At 39.4% G+C, this 19,762-nt stretch carries 15 protein-coding genes; 10 read left to right on the top strand and 5 right to left on the bottom strand.

The window, feature by feature from the left end:
- The 6 genes from M595_RS32260 to M595_RS09765 form a co-directional block, all read left to right on the top strand.
- On the top strand, window positions 1-185 hold a 185-nt coding region (locus M595_RS32260; protein WP_052001735.1), incomplete at its 5' end, for a hypothetical protein.
- 126 nt (window positions 186-311) lie between these two features.
- On the top strand, window positions 312-1,433 hold the full coding sequence (locus tag M595_RS09785) for a mechanosensitive ion channel family protein (protein WP_052001734.1): 1,122 nt from the start codon (window positions 312-314) through the stop codon (window positions 1,431-1,433).
- 3 nt (window positions 1,434-1,436) lie between these two features.
- The gene (locus M595_RS09780) at window positions 1,437-2,549 is read left to right on the top strand and encodes a mechanosensitive ion channel family protein (RefSeq protein ID WP_023065989.1); all 1,113 of its coding nucleotides are present in this window, start codon (window positions 1,437-1,439) and stop codon (window positions 2,547-2,549) included.
- A 243-nt stretch (window positions 2,550-2,792) separates the two neighbouring features.
- The gene (locus M595_RS09775) at window positions 2,793-3,449 is read left to right on the top strand and encodes a hypothetical protein (protein ID WP_238987050.1); all 657 of its coding nucleotides are present in this window, start codon (window positions 2,793-2,795) and stop codon (window positions 3,447-3,449) included.
- A gap of 179 nt (window positions 3,450-3,628) precedes the next feature.
- Window positions 3,629-4,180: a DUF6009 family protein gene (locus tag M595_RS31795; RefSeq protein ID WP_203419053.1), complete on the top strand. Its 552-nt coding sequence runs from the start codon at window positions 3,629-3,631 to the stop codon at window positions 4,178-4,180.
- 3 nt (window positions 4,181-4,183) lie between these two features.
- A complete protein-coding gene (locus M595_RS09765) occupies window positions 4,184-4,777 on the top strand; it encodes a hypothetical protein (protein ID WP_023066001.1) in 594 nt (197 codons plus the stop codon).
- A gap of 128 nt (window positions 4,778-4,905) precedes the next feature.
- Here M595_RS09765 and M595_RS09760 read toward each other — a convergent pair whose 3' ends face one another.
- Window positions 4,906-6,387 (bottom strand): BCD family MFS transporter, encoded by a 1,482-nt coding sequence (locus M595_RS09760; protein ID WP_040483862.1) that lies wholly within the window; start codon window positions 6,385-6,387, stop codon window positions 4,906-4,908.
- Between the two features lie 112 nt (window positions 6,388-6,499).
- Here M595_RS09760 and M595_RS09755 point away from each other — a divergent pair, with 112 nt between their 5' ends.
- Together M595_RS09755 and M595_RS09750 are read left to right on the top strand one after the other, a co-directional pair.
- The gene (locus M595_RS09755) at window positions 6,500-7,150 is read left to right on the top strand and encodes an alpha/beta fold hydrolase (protein ID WP_238987049.1); all 651 of its coding nucleotides are present in this window, start codon (window positions 6,500-6,502) and stop codon (window positions 7,148-7,150) included.
- 93 nt (window positions 7,151-7,243) lie between these two features.
- Window positions 7,244-7,801 (top strand): cyclic nucleotide-binding domain-containing protein, encoded by a 558-nt coding sequence (locus M595_RS09750; RefSeq protein ID WP_023066013.1) that lies wholly within the window; start codon window positions 7,244-7,246, stop codon window positions 7,799-7,801.
- 32 nt (window positions 7,802-7,833) lie between these two features.
- On the opposite strand, the gene M595_RS09745 is transcribed toward M595_RS09750, so the two are convergent.
- Together M595_RS09745 and M595_RS09740 are read right to left on the bottom strand one after the other, a co-directional pair.
- A complete protein-coding gene (locus M595_RS09745) occupies window positions 7,834-8,865 on the bottom strand; it encodes an aromatic ring-hydroxylating dioxygenase subunit alpha (RefSeq protein ID WP_023066020.1) in 1,032 nt (343 codons plus the stop codon).
- A gap of 14 nt (window positions 8,866-8,879) precedes the next feature.
- Window positions 8,880-10,844 carry an FAD-dependent oxidoreductase gene (locus M595_RS09740; protein WP_023066011.1) on the bottom strand — a complete coding sequence of 655 codons (1,965 nt, stop codon included), beginning with the start codon at window positions 10,842-10,844 and terminating at the stop codon, window positions 8,880-8,882.
- 432 nt (window positions 10,845-11,276) lie between these two features.
- On the opposite strand from M595_RS09740, the gene M595_RS09735 reads away from it, so the two are divergent.
- A complete protein-coding gene (locus M595_RS09735; protein ID WP_023065937.1) occupies window positions 11,277-14,042 on the top strand; it encodes a CHAT domain-containing protein in 2,766 nt (921 codons plus the stop codon).
- Between the two features lie 10 nt (window positions 14,043-14,052).
- Here the strand turns inward: M595_RS09735 and M595_RS09730 are convergent, their stop codons facing one another.
- Window positions 14,053-15,984, bottom strand: a complete 1,932-nt coding sequence (locus M595_RS09730; protein ID WP_023065949.1) for an ABC-F family ATP-binding cassette domain-containing protein — start codon at window positions 15,982-15,984, stop codon at window positions 14,053-14,055.
- A 563-nt stretch (window positions 15,985-16,547) separates the two neighbouring features.
- Between M595_RS09730 and M595_RS09725 the strand changes: the two genes are divergently transcribed.
- A complete protein-coding gene (locus M595_RS09725) occupies window positions 16,548-16,934 on the top strand; it encodes a nuclear transport factor 2 family protein (RefSeq protein WP_023065984.1) in 387 nt (128 codons plus the stop codon).
- A gap of 245 nt (window positions 16,935-17,179) precedes the next feature.
- On the opposite strand, the gene ppsA is transcribed toward M595_RS09725, so the two are convergent.
- A complete protein-coding gene (ppsA, locus tag M595_RS09720) occupies window positions 17,180-19,609 on the bottom strand; it encodes a phosphoenolpyruvate synthase (RefSeq protein ID WP_023065939.1) in 2,430 nt (809 codons plus the stop codon).
- Window positions 19,610-19,762: the final 153 nt, after the last annotated feature.

Here is a 19,762-nt window from a genome sequence, read left to right as displayed (position 1 = left end):
GGGAGATAGGGAGATGGGGAGGTGGGGAGATAGGGAGGTGGGGAGATAGGGAGATGGGGAGATGGGGAGGTGGGGAGATAGGGAGATGGGGAGATAGGGAGGTGGGGGAGATTTTGCCTTTTGACCTCGGGAGGATGTCGTCAGGTGCGATCGCCGCTTATACTATACTGGCTGTAGTTGCCTAGCATTGCAATAATATCGTGTTAACACCCATTGACTTGAACTGAGAAGATGTAGAAGCAAGTGGTGTAAAAAACACATTTTTAGGCTTCGGGTGTATCTGTTTGGTTTTGTTATAACTCTCTTTCTTTATGGTTGATTTTAAGTTGAATTATTTGTCAAGCTATTTATTGATAGCACTTGAACAAAGCATTGATATTGGGATTTGGATTGGCGCTGGACTTGTGGCTTTAGTGGGTATTTTTGCGCTGAAAAACTTAATTCAAAATAAAATCATTAATCGCTTTTTTTCGCCGGAAAAATTAGAGCTTTACAAACAGATTTTTAATCCTTACCAATCTTTAATTTTAACAGTGGTGGGATTGGCAGGGGCGGAATTTTTTCTATTATCAATACCGCTCTCAAAATCTCTGTCGAGTCTAGAAGTGATTGTGAGTTTGAGTTTAGCAATTACCGCGAGTTGGTTAGCTTCTCAAGTTTTTAAACAGTTTTTTGATATTTACATTGTTAACAATGCGGCTCGAAAACAGGGACGAAGTGTTAATAGTGAATTTCTTTTAGTCGGGAAGTTTGTGGCGAATACGGTGATTATTATCATCGCTATTGTTGCTTTTGCTCAAACTCATCAAATCAATATTTTTGGTTTACTCGCAAGTTTAGGTGTGGGTGGACTAGCGGTGGCGTTTGCGGCTCAAAGTACCTTAAGTCAAGTTCTCGGCGGAATTGTCTTATATTTAGATCGACCGTTTGTTGTAGATGATTATATTGGTTTACCAGATGGAACATTCGGCAGAGTAGAATCAATTGGTTTACGTTCCACTAAAATTAGAACTTCAGGAAAAGGAACATTAATGATCGTTCCCAATAGTTCATTAACGGAAACAAACATCGAAAATTATACAGGCGCTCGCAAAGTAATTTCAATTTTAGGATTAGTCTTTCATCGGGCAATGAGTCCAGAAGAACAGGCTCTCATTCGCCAGGTAATTCTAGAAGGAACTCAAAACACTTATGGAATTGATCCGCGAGGAACTGATGTGATCTTCAAAGATTTAAGAGAAGTAACCGGAGAAGATAAAACTCACGCCCAAGTTACTTTTTTCATTTTAGGTTCAGGTCAAGAAAATTTAGAATTGCGTCGTCAATTATTACAAATTGCCAGTCAAGATATCAACCAGATTCTTAAACAATATGGTATTCCGTTTGAGATGGAAGAACAAAATATTTACGTGAATTCACCTATTACAGTTTAATCTATGAAATTTGCTAATCCACTCGATCCCGACTCGCAGATTTTTATCGGTTTAAGAGATTCTGCAATTCCCAATCCAGTTATTTTTGTCCTGTTTGTTCTCCTTTCTTTCCTCGTTGGTCGATATGTTCCAGGAATTCTGAGATTTTTTGCCAGTAAGTTTTTACCCCCAAAGGGAAAGAAAATTATTGATGAATTTATAATTCCTCTGGAGGAGTCTGTCAAACTGGCGGGAACATTTATGTTAATTTCCCTTTCGTTAGTTTGGCTCAATGATAATCCAGCATTATACCGATTTATTAAACCGTTTGTAGATTTCGGTGTTATTGCCACTGTAGCTTGGTTACTCTCCCGAATTTTTCGCCAAGTTTTGTTAATTTATGGGATTCCAATTGTCCAAAAATATGGTTTAGAAGTGGATGAAACCTTTCTGATTTTTGAAACTGTTGTGAATGTCATTATTGGTTTTGTTGCGGTAACTGCTTTCGCCCAAAGTCAAAATTTTCCCTTAACGGCGTTGTTAGCAGGTGCGTCTATTGGGGGTGCAGCGATTGGTTTTGGGGCGCAGAGTACCTTTGAACAACTGTTAGGAACAATTGTATTACGGTTAGACCGTCCGTTTATCCGGGGTGAATATGTAAGGCTGGAAAATGGCACCTATGGACGGGTGGAGTCGATTGGTTTGCGTTCGACAAAAATTCGACTCGCGGCGAAAGGAACGTTGGTGATTATTCCCAATTCCAATTTAATGAAGTCGGAAATTGAGAATATTACCCGAGGTAAAAAAGTGATGGTTTTATTGTATCTTGACTTTACCCGCAAATTAGAAGATCGGGATAAAGCGTTGGTTCAACAAGCGATTAAAGAATGTACAGACTCAGTATTTGGGATTGATCCGGGGAGTACAAATATTGTCTTATTGCAACACACAGAAACGGGGAATACTCGGGCGAGAATCACGTTTTTTATTTTGGGTTCGAGTGAAAACGCCATCACGCTGAGAAAGACTTTATTAGAATCAACAAACAAAAGTATTTCTAAGAAGCTGGAACAGTACAATATTTCTTTCTCAATGCAAGAACCGAATATCTATGTAGATTCCCCGGTGACGATTTAAGGGTAGTGGTAAGATGGACTGTTGATTTCAAACAATGCTATTAGATTGGCGGAGTTGTTGCGATCGCGTAGCGTCTCCATCGGAGAATTGCAGGGGATTTAACTGTTTTGTTTGACTTGTGGAATGGGTGTTGATGTATTAGTCATGTGTAATTTCAGGTTGGGCGCACTACATGATGATAAGCGATCGCGCTCCGGGTTGTCAACCCCCCTATTCTTTAGAGGCTTTAATCAAGGAAGGAGTATGACAGATAAAAGAAACCGAACGATGGAACTAGAATTAGAATCGACCTTTTGTTTATCAAATCTGGGTCTTTCTTATTCAAAATTGGATGATTTGCAAGTTACCCGAATCCAAACCGCCATCAAAATTGACGGGGGTATTGAGTTATCGGAAGAAGAATTGGATGAAAAATTGGCATTGGGAGACTATCCGGAACCCATTCAGATTGGCAGAATGCAAGCTCATCGATTCGATTTGTATTACAACCAACGAGAAGTCATGATTGTCGCGGATTGTTTGACTTCAGACTTATCGTACTTCGCGTCATTTTTTCTATTGGAGGAAGGTCGGGATGCCATAGAATTCAACCGCTACTTGTTCTATATAAACAGCGTCTTTATCGAACCGAAGTACCGAGGCAGGGATTACGGCTTGCAGGCATTAGCGATGTTTTTACAGGGGTTGGCCTGGGGTGAAGTGGTTGGTTGTCATCCAGTTCCCACCGACGACTTATCCGACAAGTACCCGAAAGAGAAAGGGCAGTCGCTGCTCCGAAAGTATTGGTCAAAAGTTGGATTTGAGTTGTACAGCGAAAAGCACAATATTCTCTGGACTCCAGAATGGGAGATGCCTTGTTGGTTAAGAAATAAAATTTTTCAAGAGCAGCAATGGTACTAAAGCCAAAATTTTTTCACCGGAAATGACCCCGGCATTTTAATCACTCAAAAGTCCTACCCGTAAAGGTTTTATGGATCCTTATCACTCAGTTCAATAAAATGCCATGCAGCACAGGGCGTTGTATGTCGTAAAGTATGCTATAACTAAAAAGTTGGTCAATGAAATCAAAGGATAAAAAAATGATCTTCTTCAAATTGGAGGATTTAAAGCCCGAAGCAAAGATTGTCTGGTTGAAAGACATGAGCCAGTATCCTTGGGTACGAGAAGGGATGACAGATTTCACCAGCAAGGAGGGAATATCAAAGTCCCGCCAATCTAAAATCGAGATGGACTGTGAGTTAGTTGGATATGCCGAATTGGAAGAGGATGCACCGCCCAGTTTTATCGACTCTGCAACGGGACGAAAATACTACAAGAGGCGAATCTTTACGCTTCGCAATGGCGATTATAAAAATTACAGTGATGGAAGCTATCCCAGTGAAGCGGTAGAATCAGAAACAGTCGAACCGAAGGTGAAGGGATTATCTCCTGGTAAAAAAGCTCAAATTGCGGTTAGAATTCCTCGATCTTTGTTGCAAAAACTTAACCGCTATATTCAGATTATGGAGATGTCGCAAACTGAAGTTGTGGTCAGTGCCTTATCTAAATACCTAGATTCACCAGAAGATGTTCCTTTAATTGAGCGAATCGTGAAAATTGAGGAACGACTAGCACAATTGGAGGGACAGTAAATTATGAGTTCTGGTGACAGTGCGAATTGTTTTGATGATGCAGCAATTAATAATTTTCGGGAATTTATATATTGCTTGAATGAACATACTAAAACTCGGGGTTGTTCTGATAGACTGGTTTCCTACCTGATCGATTATTACGGGGGAGATAAATCCTATTACGGGGGAGAATACAAAGAATTATTCAAAAACTTTTCCGCCGATGAAGTATCTCAATTAATTGCTCAACTCTGCAATAAACAAGGGGAGCCGATATTCAAACCAGAAGATATCGATGTTTTGATTGCAGCGCGAGAGTTTGTGTTGAGCGATGACCCCAAGAAAAGAATTGACTACCTGTGTACTATAGAATGGGAATTGTCTCCATACAATTCGGATGAGCCATTTAAAATTTTGGCAACGGTCAAAGTGAACTGCATCTCCAACGAATATTTAAAAATGTCGGAAGATGAGGATGAATACTATCAAGATTATCTATGGCAAGTTGCTGAACATAAACTGGAACAAAAATACCCTTCTTTCATAGACCAAGTTTTTGCATACCATCACAAACATGGTCATTCCTACAGCCTTATAGAATATAAAGCCTTGCCTTAAACTGATTTTACTGAGGGCAATACACCTCTAACTTAGAATCACTAACGAGAGTATTTTTAAACAACTACAGGCAAAAGGGTAAGCGGGGAAGATTGATAACGGTTCCCCGTTTCCTAGAAGTTGTAATGCTAATCTAATTCACTTTCTAATACGGTAGCGATCGCTTTTTGGGCATTTTCTTGAAACTCACGAATATTAACGCGACTGAGTAAGGAAATGGCAACCATCATCCCAATTGCTTGCACCGCAAAGACCAGACTATAAGCCAGGACAGGAATGCTAAATAGGGAGCGACCTAAATCTAACACAGCCCCTCCGAGGATCGTTGCTAAACCGCGTGCCATGGCTTGAGCGAGTCCCCAGGCACCAATAAAGGTTCCGGCGGTTTCAGCGGCCGTTAAGTCGAGCATTAACCCAATAGCCCCAGCGGTCAGGACTCCCGAAGCAACCCCAAATAGCAATAACCCGCCTTTGAGCATTCCGGGGTCGGCAATGAAGCCCGAGGCGATAAATAAACTCAAACAAACGATAGTCCCAATACAACCGACTTTAACAGTATTTTTCTTGCCTAAACGGGGAGTGATTAAAAAACCCGTTGTCGCAATTCCGGCTAAGGTTCCCATCCCAAAAAAGGCGTTAAGTTGGGTGGTTTCAGAAATACACATTCCAAAAACTTCGCCGCCATAGGGTTCGAGTACGGCATCCTGCATAAATAGACTGATACTCATCACCAACAGAAAGCTGAAAAATAAACCGGTTTGACGACTGGCGGTTAAGATTTTTAAAGCGCGAGACAGGGGAATTTGGTCTTCTCGTTCGACGACACGGGAACGACTAGCATACCGGGAAAATCGCTTTTCAACGCCGATGGTTGAGAGCAGACACAACCCAAAAACAATAGCGGGAACGATGATAAATAGGGGGTTAATGACGGATTGTAATTGAGGAATATTAACGACACTACCCGTTTGAGTGGGGCTATAGGAGAGAATATCGGCGCCGCAAACTTCGGGACGGTTGAGGAGTTTTGAACTAATAATGGCTCCGATCACAATCCCGATCATCAACATCGACCAAACGATACTCACCAGTTTAGAGCGGTTATCTTCATCAGAAACATCAAATAATAACGCTGCAAACGGAGTAGAACTGGCGCTGAGTGCCAAGCCGTAGAGGGCAAAGACGAGGGCGAGTAAGCCAGCCCAAGCGTAGGTAACTCCACTCAAGCCTGTATTTTGTAGGCTGATTCCCAACTGCCATGTCACCTGTAGGGCCAGGAAGGAGACAGTCGTAAATATGATGGCACCTAACCAGATGTAGCCACTGCGATGATGTCCAAATAGGGGCTTGGCATCGGACATCTGACCAAACCAAATGCGAGCCGGGGCGACCAATTGGTACATGGCGATCGCACCTGCGGCCATCAGAGCGGGAACTTTCAACTCATCGATCATCACCCGGTTAATGACTCCCAGAGTCAGCAAGGACATAATGCCCAATCCCATCTGAAATAAACCGAGCCGAAACATGGTGAGTAAGTGAACCTTGGGCAAAGGTTGGTGATCTACGGGATTTGGAGGCGGAGACTCAGGTAAACGGTCGATTGCCATAGCACAAGCGTAGAAACGATTCTGATCAACTTTCTTAATTTAATATAAACCCTCTCCGAGTCTCTAAGATATAATAAGCTAGGATGTTTAAATAAAATCCTGATCAATTCAGGTGTTTTGTTTAATTTATATTAATCCCTTTATGGAATATGCCATAGCATCAAAGGTTATCAAGATTCAAACCGCAAATATTCATTATCTGGAGGGAGGAGATCCACAAAATCCGTCTGTATTGTTTCTGCATGGCGCGAGTTTTAATGCGAAAACCTGGAAAGATCTGGGTACACTCAAGCGCTTAACTCAGAAAAATTTCCATGTGATTGCGATTGATTTACCGGGTTATGGTCAGTCTGAATCAATATCAGACTATCATGATGAATTTTTACCAAAATTGATTGCTAAATTGAGTCTTCAGAAGGCTATTTTAGTGTCTCCGTCGATGAGTGGAATTTATAGTCTCTCTTTTATAGTCAAGCATTCACAGCATCTTCAGGGGTTTGTGGCGATTGCTCCGGTGGGAATTCTGAAAATGAGTCAACAGCTTCGGGGAATTGAACTTCCGACTTTAGCGATTTGGGGAAGTGAAGATCGGATTATTCCGGTTGAACAGGCGGATATGTTAGTGAAACTCATGCCCAATGCTCGGAAGTTTATTTTAGCAAAAGTAGGTCATGCTTGCTATATGAAAGCGCCGAATAAGTTTCACGAAGGGTTGATTCGGTTTATTGATCAGGTGACAACGGTGACACAAGAGGAGGAATAGGAGTTTGTTTTTTCGATGTTGGCTTTAGGTATAAGCGAGTTTTAATGTTTTTATTTTCAGATCAAAAAGCACTTTTACAAACTCAAAAAACCAATGATTGAACAACCTAAAAAAGCTCTATTTATTCTGGGCGGACTGGATGATCAAGATTTATGTTGGATTATTAATCGAGGTAAAACACAAGTGATTCCTCCGGGGGAAACACTGATTTATGAAGGTCGAACGATTAGTGCGCTTTATATTGTTTTAAAAGGTGCATTAAGTGTGTCTATTTCTCCCAATGGAGAGCGAGAACTAGCCCGGTTAGTCGAAGGAGAAGTGGTGGGGGAAATTTCATTTATTGATAATCGTCCTCCTTTGGCTACGGTGAAAGCACTTGAAGAAAGTTTGGTTTTGGTTGTTCCTCGCTTTGAATTAATGTCTCAACTCCATAAAAATGCGGGCTTTGCTTCTCGATTTTATCAAGGAATATGTCTCTGTTTAGCGAGTCGGATGCGGGGAACGGTTAGGCGTTTGGGATATGAAGTTAATGATCATTATCTCGAAGATATGGAACAGGATACAGAAGACATGACGGAGAGTAAACAAGATTTTTTAGAGTTGGCTGAGGCTAAGTTTAATTGGTTGGTGGAGAATTTAAAGACATCATAAAAAACAGAACAAAGAACAGAACAAAGATAAGATTAAGAGAGTGAGGCTTGATGTAAGATTAACTTCTGTACACTGGCTAAACTTCGGTTGAACTCATATCCTTTTTGTTCAGGATTATTCTGATAGGCTTGTTGTTCTTCTTCGATCATTTTAATATCTTGTTCAACTAATCCATCAAGTAATTTTTGGGCTGAACCGAATAGTTTGTTTTTGAGAAAGCGACGAAATGGTATCGGGAGTTTGTGCAGGCGCCAAAAGGAATGAAGCGATGTAAAATGGATCAGATAAGCTTTGGTTTCTGTTAAACTTACGGGACAGAATAGACAGTAAATTTTAAAGTCTTTTCCTAATGTTGAAACCCAATGGGGATAAATATAACTAACCGTTAAGGGTTCAGGATGAAGTTGACGTAAAGCTGGAAAAAATAGCTGAGAAATTGACCAGATTTTATCGATTTTATAATAACTTTGGGCTTGATACTGAACATCAATTTGATCGGGAGATTCATCTATTTTTTCTAAAACGGCATCTGTCCAAGCTTGCCAATTTTGATGTAAATGTCCGTGATACATATCCATCAAGTTTTCAATTACAAAAGAATAATGAGCTTGACAGTGAATCAGAGAAACGGTAGCAATATAATTTAAGTGATCCCACTCGGGAATGCCTAACGGTTGAGTTTGAGTTGAATTTTCTCCTAGAAATAGCCAGATAAAACCGTCTAATTCTTGAACCGGATAGTTCTGAATTTGACAATGGGGGAGTTTCTGATTTTCGGCTAAATAGGGAATTTTGACACATTTACCCAGAGCGTTAAATTGCCAGCCATGATAAGCACATTCAATCAAACCTGCTATTATTTTACCATGACTGAGTTTAACTTGTCGATGGGGACAACGATCTTCTAAGGCATGAATTTTTTCCTGGTTATCTCGAAACAAAATAATGGGTTTATTCCACAATGTTACCCCCAAAGGTTGAGTTTTGACTTCGCTGCTACGAGCAACAACATACCAATGATTGGGGTTAATTTCTAAGTCCCGAATTTTGATATTTTGGTTCATATAATTCAAATTATTCAAATTGTTAAAAATCCTTCTGGGTTCACAGAAAGTAATGGGCGTCGGTGTAAACCTTCTTGATATAAAATTTCATTCGCGGCTAATAATCCACTGCTGACGGCTCGTTCCATTAAACCACAAGGAAAAGGCATTTTTACCCAATCTCCAGCAAACATTAAGTTAGAAATACCGGAGGCAGTTTGAGGGCGTTTGGCATAGCTTCCGGGTGGATAACCTGCAAAGTTTTTTTGATTAACTAATTCTCGATGAATTAACTGAGCAGATTTGAGTTTGGGGACAATTTCATAGAGTTCTTTTTCAAAGGTTATTAGTAAGTCTTCTTGAGTGGGAAATTGAGATTCTTTATAACAATAAGCGTGCAGTTCAATCACACTTCCCCCTGTTTGTTGATGCCAGTTAATAAATTGCTGTTGAATGCGATGATAGAGGGTAATACTATCGGTGAGTTCATAGCCAGATAAAGAGGTAAAGTTACTCTGTTCCCAAGGAAAATCGCGATCAAACCAAAACCGACAAACGGCAAAGGGATCAGCAACTTGTAGGTTTTGAATTTGTTCTTGTAGGGTTGAGTTGACTTCTCCTTCAGTTAAAGAAAAAAGGTGTTGAACTCCGGGAATATCTGTGGCAAAAATATAATAATCTGCTTGAATTGTGGTAGAATTTTGAGGTGAATTATTTGAGTATTTTAGTGTTTTTTCAGCATTTAAGGCGATAAGTTTAACGTGTTCCGGTTGACGTTGAATTACTTTATATTGAGGTAAGTTTCGTTGGGCTGGCCCTGAAATCACTTGTCCGTTACTTTCAAAAATACTTCCATGACATGGACAATAAAATTGCCCATTTTCAGTGTGTTTAACTGTACAGCCTTGATGGGTACAAGTTAAAGAAAGTGCTTCATTTGTTCCCGCCGGAATTGCATAAACTTCATCTCCCGCCCCAAAATATTCCCAATCTTTTTCAATCCATTGATTTCGTTTTACCCAAAAAGGAACAGGATTTAAAGATTCTCCTTGAAAATAAGAAATTGAATCAATTTTTCCAGCTTTTATCTGAATATTACTGACGGTTGCTTCGGTGACAATTTCACCATTTTGTTGTTGAATGGATTGAGCGATAGGTTGAACTAAACTGGTTCCCATATCCTGACGTGTACCCTTAAATGCCAAGCCTTCTGGGTTGCCAAAAAAGTAAAAATGAAAAAATTGCATCAGTTCGGCGGTACTGAGCTTATCGGGTGCATTTAAACTGGATTTGGCAAAGGGTAAAAAGTACAAATCATATAAGCCTTGAGGAAAATCTTTTTTCACCCAATTCGCAACGGATACTGAGTCCAAACGTTGAAAACTATCAGGTATTTTAAAGCCGCCTATTTCTCTAAAAACTTTCCAGTGAGCGGGTTTTATTAGGTTAATTCCCCAACGTAATCGATTCTCAGAAGAAATTGCTAAATCAACAATATTCCAGGGAAAAGCCGAATGATTGGGACGAAAAACTTCCGGTTTATATTGGTTGTTTCTAAACACAACAGAGTAGAATTCTAAAGAAATAAAGTTAGTTTTGATATTGAGTTCATCAATGATACTATTGAGGTTATAATATTGAGGAAAAAAACCATGAAAACCATGTTCCATGTTGAAGGTTTCGTTGCCTACTTTAATCGGCCAACTTGCTATCTTACCCCCCAGTTGAGGAGATTTTTCTAATAATGTGACTTTAAATCCTCGTTGACTGAGTTCATATGCACAGGCTAATCCGGCGAGTCCTCCACCCACAATAACCACCTGTTTAGGTTGATTGAGAAGCCGAGGTAATATCAAAGAATCCTGCTGAAAATGTGTAGGCTGGGGCTTTTTAAATCGAGAATAACCAATCAGTCCAGAAACAGCACTCACTCCTAGAATTTTCAGGGTTGTTCGTCGAGAAAAATTGGGTAATTGAGGTAAATTAGTAAATTGACTCATTCTGAATTGAATTGTTAACGTCTTCCATAGTTTATAGCAGGTTTTAAAGATTTTAGAATTTCACTTTAATCTTTTGATTTCAAGGAAACCAATATAAATATTAACATTTTGTTAGCCATCTGGTAAATCAACAATCTTACTTAAAGTTTAAATTTTAGACTTTTAATTCTTTTGTTTTTCTTAAAGATTGCCATTTTGTACGAAAAATAATAGGATCAAGCAGTCAAGACTATTTCTGATTATGATTTATAGAAAAGTTTAACTCATCTATCAATTGATTTACTGTTCTTAAATCTAATTAAACAATTCAAGAATATCTTTTCATTGAAAATATTGGCATTTCATAGACAAAAGGCAAGTTTTTTTCTAAAATACAAGCAGGACGGTCGGTAAATTAGGGTGAGAAATGAGAATCAATTGGGGAACACAATAATGATTAACTTTAAAAACTTAAAAATAAACTTAAAGCAAGGGTTCCGAATTTTTATTTTGATGTTGTTTTTGATGTCAATGGCAGTGCAACCTGTTCTTGCTAGAATGCCAGAAATTTTGTTCGTTCAAACTCAGCAAGAGGGCTTACAATTAACTCAGCAGGCTCAAATTTTTTATCAAGCTGGACAGTTTGAAAAAGCGGTGCAATTTTGGCAAGAAGCGGCGGCGAGTTTTGCTCAAAAAGGCGATAAACTTAACCAAGTAATGGCGTTCAGTAACTTAGCCTTAACCTATCAAAAGTTAAATCAATGGCAAGAGGCAGAAGCCACAATCAATCAAAGTTTAAATTTACTTCTATCTCTCAAAAACTCCTCTGAAAGTTTAAAAATATTAGCTCAAACTCTTGATATAAAAGGACGTTTTCAATGGCAAACTGGACAAATTCAAAATGCAATTGATAGTTGGGTAGAAGCGGCGAAAATTTATCAAGAGATGGGAGATAAAACGCGACTCTCTCAAAATCAATTAAACCAAGCACTCGCTTTTCAAGATTTAGGCTTATATCCAAAAGTTTGTCAAACCCTATTACAAATTTTTGAGGTTGAACAAGACATTGAACAAGGTTGCAATTTATCAGATTCTACAGTTACTCTCTTGTTAGAAAAACCTGATGATGCTTGGAAGTTAGAAGGATTGAGAAGTTTAGGAAATTTGCTTCGTGTTGTCGGTAACATCGAACAATCTCAGACTCTTTTAGAAGGCAGTTTAAACATCGCTAAAAAACAGGAGAATTTTGAAGCAATCGCTACAATTTACTTGAATTTAGGTAATACAGAACGATCTATTGCTGAACGAACACGCCGTCTTTCTTTTAAGGATGGAGATTCAGAACGAGTTAAAAAAACTAAGCGTCAAGCTTATTTAGAAGATTTAGAAAAAGCTATAAATTTGTATCAAGAAGCGGCTGAAGTTTCCCCGGTGTTACTGACTCAAATTCAAGCCCAACTGAATCAATTGAGTTTATTGATTGATAGTGAACAATGGTCAAAAGCAGAACAATTATGGCTGGTAGTCTATGAACCTTTAAAAACTCTGCCCCCAACTCGAACGGGAATCTATGCTCAAGTTAATTTTGCTAAAAGTTTATTGGCTCTCCAGTTAGCAAATTCGCCTCAAAATCTGACGATGGAGAAAATTATTTCAATCTTAGAAAATGCCCTAACTCAAGCTCAAAGTTTAGGGGATATTAAAGCTCAAGCCTATACCTTGGGAACGTTTGGAAAACTCTATGAACAAGCTGAACAATGGAAAATAGCAGAAGAATATACCCAACAAGCTTTAAGTATTGCACCGACTTACAATTCACCCGATATTGCTTATCAATTTTCTTGGCAACTCGGACGAATTCGCAAACAACAAGAGGATAGAAAAGGAGCAATTGCAGCTTATACTAATGCTTTTGATACCTTGCAATCTTTACGGAGTGATTTAGTGGCGATTAACCCAGAAGTGCAGTTTTCTTTCCGCGAAAGTGTCGAACCTGTCTATCGTGAATTGGTGGATTTACAGTTACAAGAAGCCAATGAATTTCAAATCGCGGGAGACGCGCAAAACTTACAACTCCAAATTAGAGACGTGCGTCAAGTGATTGAGTCTTTACAGTTAGCTGAACTCAATAATTTCTTTCGGGATGCTTGTGTCGATGCGAACCCTAGAATAATTGATGAAGTTGCTCAAACGGCTGCTATCATTTACCCGATTATTTTACCCAATCGCTTAGAAATTATTGTCAGTTTACCCACACAACCAGAACCCACATTTCGACTTTATACAACAAAAGTTAACTCAGAAGAAATCAACAAAACAGTTCGACAACTACAAGGAGAATTATTACAACCTCCCAGAGATGGAAGCACCGCAACAACACCTGAAATTTTTACTTTAACTCGACAAGTTTATGACTGGTTGATTCGTCCGGCTGAAGTGGATTTAAAGAATAGTCAAGTTGATACTTTAGTGTTTGTCTTAGATGGAACACTGAGAAATATTCCGATGGGAACATTATATGATGGAAATGAGTTTTTAGTTCAAAAATATGCAATCGCACTCACTCCAGGTTTGCAATTATTAAACCCACAACCGTTGACTCAAGAAGACTTAAAAGCGTTGTTAGCGGGTGCAACAGATGCGCCAACCTTTGGGGAATTCGGTACACTTCCAGCAGTTGATGAAGAATTAAATCAAATTGCTGAAACCATTCCCAATCACGAAAAACGTCAAAATGAAGAATTTACCCGAGAAAATCTGCAAGATTTAATTAATCAAGTACCGTTTCCAGTGGTTCATCTCGCAACTCATGGTCAGTTTGGTTCTAATGCTGAGGAAACTTTTATTCTCACCTATAATGATAGAATAGATGTGACAACGCTCGATCAAATTTTACGCAAACCGGATGAAAAGAGGCCGATTGAATTATTAGTTTTAAGTGCTTGTGAAACCGTCCGAGGAGATGATCGAGCCGCGCTTGGTTTAGCGGGAATTGCAGTGAGAGCGGGAGCGCGTAGCACCGTCGCAACCTTATGGACAGTCGAGGATCAAAGTACCGCTAGGCTGATGGTTGATTTCTATCGAGAGCTAGCAAATCGTCAAACTAAATCCAATAAAGCGCAGGCTTTAAGAACCGCTCAACTCAATCTTTTAAATGAGGATAGAACTCGTCATCCTTTTTATTGGGCGCCGTTTGTTTTAGTGGGAAATTGGCAATAGAAAGAGCAATTTAAGAATCAATTTCTGCTAATTCTAACCAACGTTCAGTGGCTTGATCAATATCTAGGGCTAACTGTTCAACTTTTTGATGAAGTTCTTGAACTTGGCTAACTTTTCCTGGGGATACATTGTATAACTCAGCTTCTAACTTCGCTTTTTCGGCTTCTAATTTAGCAATTTTCTTTTCTAAGGCTTGATATTCTTTTTTCTCCTTAGAAGACAGTTTGCGATTTCCTTCTTTATCCCAAGAAAAGCGTTGAGATTTGTCGGGTTGTTGGGTGTCTGAAACTTTTTCTTTAGCCGTTGTCGTTTGATTTGCGGCTTCCGCTTCTTCTCGGGCTTTATATTCTAAATAAACTGAATAATTCCCCGGATATTGACGTAGATTTCCCTCAGATTCAAAGGAAAAAATTCGTTCAACAGTTCGGTCTAAAAAGTAGCGATCATGGGAAACCACAATTACACAACCATTAAATTCTTCTAAATATTCTTCTAGAACCGATAAGGTTTGTACATCTAAATCGTTTGTCGGTTCATCTAATATTAAAACATTCGGCGCACTCATCAACACCCGCAACAAAAATAATCGTCGTTTTTCACCGCCCGAAAGTTTATGAATGGGTGAATATTGTTGATTGGGTGGAAACAGAAATCGTTCCAACATTTGAGAGGCGGTAATTTGAGTCCCGTCAGCCGTTTTGACATATTCAGCGACTTCTTTGAGATAATCAATCACTCGCTGTTCTTCATTTAAAGCTTGAGTTAGATCTTCGGAGTGTTGATCAAAATAACCAATATAAATGGTTGTTCCAATATCAACAGTTCCAGAATCCGGTTGAATTCGACCTGTAATTAAATCTAATAACGTTGATTTTCCCACACCATTTTTACCAATAATTCCCACTCGATCATCGGGTGCAAAAGTATAGGTAAAATCCTGAATAATCGGTCTTTCACTATAAGATTTGGAAATATTTTTTAACTCAATAACTTTTTTGCCAATCCGACGACCTGGGGTAGAGATTTCGACTTTCCCTTGGGCTTGCTTAAATTCAGTGTCCTGTATTCCTTCAATGCGTTGAATTCTAGCTTTTTGTTTGGTACTTCTGGCTTTTGGGCCACGTCTTAACCATTCCAATTCTCGCCGTAAAAGGCCTCGATGTTTTCGTTGTTGACTCACCTCAACATCTTCAGATTCTGCTTTCTTTTCTAAGAAATAAGAATAGTTTCCCGTGTAGGTGTATAAGTCCCCTCGATCAAGTTCAACAATCCGATTAGTAACGCGATCCAAAAAATAACGATCATGGGTAATTAATAATAAAGCACCGCGATAACCATTCAAATACCCTTGCAACCACTCCACTAACCCTGCATCTAAATGGTTGGTGGGTTCATCCATTAACAACACATCCGGGTTAGAAAGCAAAGCGGATGCTAAAGCAATTCGTTTACGATATCCTCCTGATAAACTTCCAACTTTGACTTCATAATCTTCGATTCCAAGTTGAGTTAAAATAATCTTGGCTTGTGTTTCCAGTTCCCAAGCATTCCCGGCGTCTATGGCTTGAGTAACGGCGGATAAACGAGTAATTAATTGGCTATCTTCTGGATGTTTAGCGATTTTTGTCGAGAGAACCTCATACTCACGAATGAGCTTCATTTGTTCGCCACTTTTAGCAAAAACTTGTTCAATAACGGTGCTATTGTCGTCTAAATCGGGATCTTGGGATAAATAAACAATTTTAACTTTAGAATTGACTAAGAGTTGACCGCTATCAATCGGTTCTAACCCGGCAATTATTTTTAATAACGTTGACTTTCCAGAGCCATTTATCCCAATTAAACCGATTTTATCCGTAGCATCAAGGCTGAGATTGGCATCTCTGAGGATTTCCTTGATTCCAAAATCTTTTTTGACCGATTGCAGTGTGAAAATACTCATTCAGCTTTTGGGGTGATGTTCTCTCTCGAAAAACCTAGAAGGGTGAAAAAGGGCTGACTCTATATTATCATCTATGATTCCCTTTTGAACACTGATAGCGAGAGGATTTAATTTATGAATAATCAATCCATCTAAGACCCCTATAATTAGGCAGGGCCGTTTCCTGATCCCCCTAAAACTTGATTTGTGGGGAGGTGGGGAGGTAGGGAGGTAGGGTTCCGGGGGGGAATTTTTATTAATAAAAAGTTATTTTTCATCGGAAAAAAATCCTCTCCCCACCACCCCATCACCCCATCAACCCCGGCTTTTAACTTAGAATGAAACAGCCCTGCCTAGAATTAGGGGGTTGAGGCAATAGATCTGACCCATCATTCCCGATGGCGATCCGTATTTATATTTAAAATCAAAAAAAGACTTTCAAAATTCCTAAGAAAATGTTATATCATTTACAAATGTAATTAAACCCTTTAAACCTTTATTCACAACTCAATTGAGGATAATCGCTTGGAAAAAAGAAAAAAAGCATCTATAATTAGAGCCAAGCCATCGCCTAGCATTTTGTTATGTCCCAAACTGAGATTGAACAGTTTTTAACCGAATACTATCGCCAAGTCACCGCTTTAAATTCAGAAGGTTGGCTACAGGCTTTTTCGGAGGATGCACTCGTGTATGACCCAGTGGGAAAACCACCGCTGAATGTCCACCAAGATGCTGATAAGTTTTTTGAAATTTTATCGAAATTTTATGAGAAGCTAGAGATTACACCGAATCAAATTTTCAGCGGGGGTAATAGAGCAGCAGTCCAGTGGACAATGAATGTTTTGGCTAGAAATGGTCGTACTGCGACAACCGAAGGAATTGCTATTTTTGAGTTCAATGAGGCGGGCAAAATTCAAAAACTAGAATCCTATTGGGATGAGGCAGCAATGAAAGCAAAATTGATGGGTTGAGTTGATGAATCCTGAAATTATTTTTTTAAGAAAAATTTAAGCATTTCGAGCAAATTTAGGCTGATCTCCCGAATTCAATACTCAATTGTCTGTGTCTATCTTGAAAAATGTACAATTCTGTTGATTCCCAAAAAAAAAGACTGCTTCGGTAATACCCTAACCTCCGCAGTCTCAGCTCGTCTAGAACTTAGGACTCCTCCCAAATTCTAGAACTTGACTTACACCACCCAAACTATATCATTCGATCACAGCGATCCTTCCATTTCAGCAATATTGAGAATCATTGGCACAACTGAATCTGGATTCAAACTGATCGAATCTATTCCTAATTTCACTAAAAATTGAGCAAACTCCGGATAATCGCTGGGCGCCTGGCCACAAATTCCGATTTTACGTCCTTGCTGTTTAACCGTTTCAATTGCCATTGTAATCATGCGGCGAACAGCAAGGTTGCGTTCATCAAATAGATGCGCCACTAAACCGGAATCTCGATCTAAACCTAATGTTAACTGGGTTAAATCATTTGACCCAATCGAAAATCCATCAAAAACCTGACAAAACTCATCCGCTAATAAAACATTACTCGGCAATTCACACATCACATAAACTTGTAACCCATTTTTGCCTCGAACTAAGCCGTATTTTGCCATCTCTGCTAACACTTGTTGTCCTTCCTCGGGAGTGCGACAAAATGGAATCATTGGAATCACATTAGCCAACCCCATTTCATCTCGAACTCGCTGAATCGCTAGACACTCTAACCCAAATGCTTCTCGATATTTCGGGTCAGTATAACGAGATGCCCCTCGCCATCCAATCATCGGATTTTCTTCAGTGGGTTCAAACTCACGACCCCCTAACAAATTGGCATATTCATTACTCTTGAGATCACTCATGCGTACAATGACAGGATGGGGATAAAAAGCAGCCGCAATCATACTAATCCCATGGGCTAATTTATCGACAAAATAATCAGGCTTATGATCGTATTGAACTGTTAACTGCTCAATTTGATGCTTTACTTTTTCATCCGTTAATTGATTAAAATGAATCAATGCTAAAGGATGAACCTTAATATGATTGGCAATAATAAACTCTAAACGCGCCAACCCTACCCCATCAGAAGGCATCGCTGCTAAACGAAATGCAACTTCCGGATTGCCAACATTCATCAAGATTTGAGTACGAGTTTTTGGCAGATTTTCGAGTACCGTTTCTTCTATTTCAAAAGGAACTAAGTTCTCATATACTTGACCTTCTTCTCCTTCGGCGCAAGAAACTGTAACCACTTGACCTGTTTTTAAAACCGTTGTCGCATCGCCACAACCCACAACCGCAGGAATTCCTAACTCTCGGGCAATAATCGCGGCATGACAAGTTCTTCCGCCTGAATTCGTCACAATTGCACTGGCTTTTTTGAGAATCGGTTCCCAATCTGGGTCAGTTTTATTGGTCACTAATACATCTCCGGCTTGGAATTGATCGATGTCTTTAACATCAAGAATTACCCGCACTTGACCTTGACCAATACGATCGCCAACCGCCCGACCAGTCAATAATACTTTACCCTGTTCTTGTAGTTTATATTGCTGAAGAACCTGAGTTGATTTTTGGGATTGTACCGTTTCAGGACGGGCTTGAACAATAAATAATTCCCCACTCATCCCATCTTTTGCCCATTCAATATCCATCGGCGAATAGCATCCCCGAACTCGCGAATAATGATCTTCAATCAACATCGCCCACTTCGCTAAGTGTAGAATTTCATGATCATTAAGGGCAAATTTTTGTTGTTGGGCTAAATCAACATTAATATTCTTAGTTGTTCCCTCACTATCATACACCATTTTAATCGCTTTGCTTCCCAAACGTTTATCTAAAATGGGTTGGAAACCTTCATGTAATGTGGGTTTAAAAACTAAATATTCATCAGGATTAACAGCACCTTGCACCACATTTTCCCCTAAACCGTAAGCGGCTGTAATTAAAGCAGCATTTTTAAATCCGGTTTCTGTATCAATAGAAAACATCACTCCAGAAGTTGCCAAATCAGAACGAACCATCTTCTGAACACCCACCGACAAAGCCACATCAAAATGATTAAACCCTTTAATTGTCCGATAAGAAATCGCCCGATCTGTAAACAGAGAAGCAAAGCATTGATGAGTCGCAGCAATCACCGCTTGACAACCTTGAATATTCAGGTAAGTTTCCTGCTGTCCTGCAAAACTCGCATCCGGTAAATCTTCAGCCGTTCCACTCGAACGCACTGCAACATCAACCTTTGTTCCGTAGATATCGCATAACTTTAAATAAGCTTGAGCGATCGCACTTTCTAAGTCTACGGGAAATCGAGTATTAATTAATAAATTTCTGGCTTGTTCGGCGCGAGTTCGGAGGTTATGCAGATCATCGACATCCAAATCGGTCAACAGTTGACGCAATTTTACCTCTAAACCTGCTGATTTCAAAAAGTAACGATAGGCGTAGGCGGTAATCGCAAACCCTTGAGGAACGTTGACACCTTTGGGGGTGAGTTGACGGATCATTTCGCCGAGAGAAGCATTTTTTCCGCCAACAAACTTGACATCAGCCATTCCCACTTGATCGAACCACAACACCAGGGTTTGTTCTTTGACTGGGGAGATCTTTTGTAGGGTAATGGTTTTTAACATCAGTAAATTCACTCCAGGTAAAAGAGATAGTTTCCCGCAAAGCCTCTATCTTTGAGTAGAGTTTTTTGCGGGTTTTGCTAAAAATTGAAACGGGTTTACCGTTCCTTTAACTCTTGCTAAAACAAGTCTTTAAAATAAAAAAGCATTGATCCC

The sequence above is a fragment of the Lyngbya aestuarii BL J genome (assembly GCF_000478195.2).
GTDB lineage: Bacteria > Cyanobacteriota > Cyanobacteriia > Cyanobacteriales > Microcoleaceae > Capilliphycus > Capilliphycus aestuarii.
This window is presented reverse-complemented; position numbering and strand designations above follow the sequence as displayed.

Coding starts and splice junctions, on each gene's coding strand:
- M595_RS09775 (WP_238987050.1), top strand. CDS start 2,793: ATGACAGATAAAAGAAACCGAACGATGGAACTAGAATTAGAATCGACC.
- M595_RS31795 (WP_203419053.1), top strand. CDS start 3,629: ATGATCTTCTTCAAATTGGAGGATTTAAAGCCCGAAGCAAAGATTGTC.
- M595_RS09725 (WP_023065984.1), top strand. CDS start 16,548: ATGTCCCAAACTGAGATTGAACAGTTTTTAACCGAATACTATCGCCAA.
- M595_RS09730 (WP_023065949.1), bottom strand. CDS start 15,984: ATGAGTATTTTCACACTGCAATCGGTCAAAAAAGATTTTGGAATCAAG.
- M595_RS09750 (WP_023066013.1), top strand. CDS start 7,244: ATGATTGAACAACCTAAAAAAGCTCTATTTATTCTGGGCGGACTGGAT.
- M595_RS09785 (WP_052001734.1), top strand. CDS start 312: ATGGTTGATTTTAAGTTGAATTATTTGTCAAGCTATTTATTGATAGCA.
- M595_RS09760 (WP_040483862.1), bottom strand. CDS start 6,387: ATGGCAATCGACCGTTTACCTGAGTCTCCGCCTCCAAATCCCGTAGAT.
- M595_RS09780 (WP_023065989.1), top strand. CDS start 1,437: ATGAAATTTGCTAATCCACTCGATCCCGACTCGCAGATTTTTATCGGT.
- M595_RS09735 (WP_023065937.1), top strand. CDS start 11,277: ATGATTAACTTTAAAAACTTAAAAATAAACTTAAAGCAAGGGTTCCGA.
- ppsA (WP_023065939.1), bottom strand. CDS start 19,609: ATGTTAAAAACCATTACCCTACAAAAGATCTCCCCAGTCAAAGAACAA.
- M595_RS09765 (WP_023066001.1), top strand. CDS start 4,184: ATGAGTTCTGGTGACAGTGCGAATTGTTTTGATGATGCAGCAATTAAT.
- M595_RS09740 (WP_023066011.1), bottom strand. CDS start 10,844: ATGAGTCAATTTACTAATTTACCTCAATTACCCAATTTTTCTCGACGA.
- M595_RS09745 (WP_023066020.1), bottom strand. CDS start 8,865: ATGAACCAAAATATCAAAATTCGGGACTTAGAAATTAACCCCAATCAT.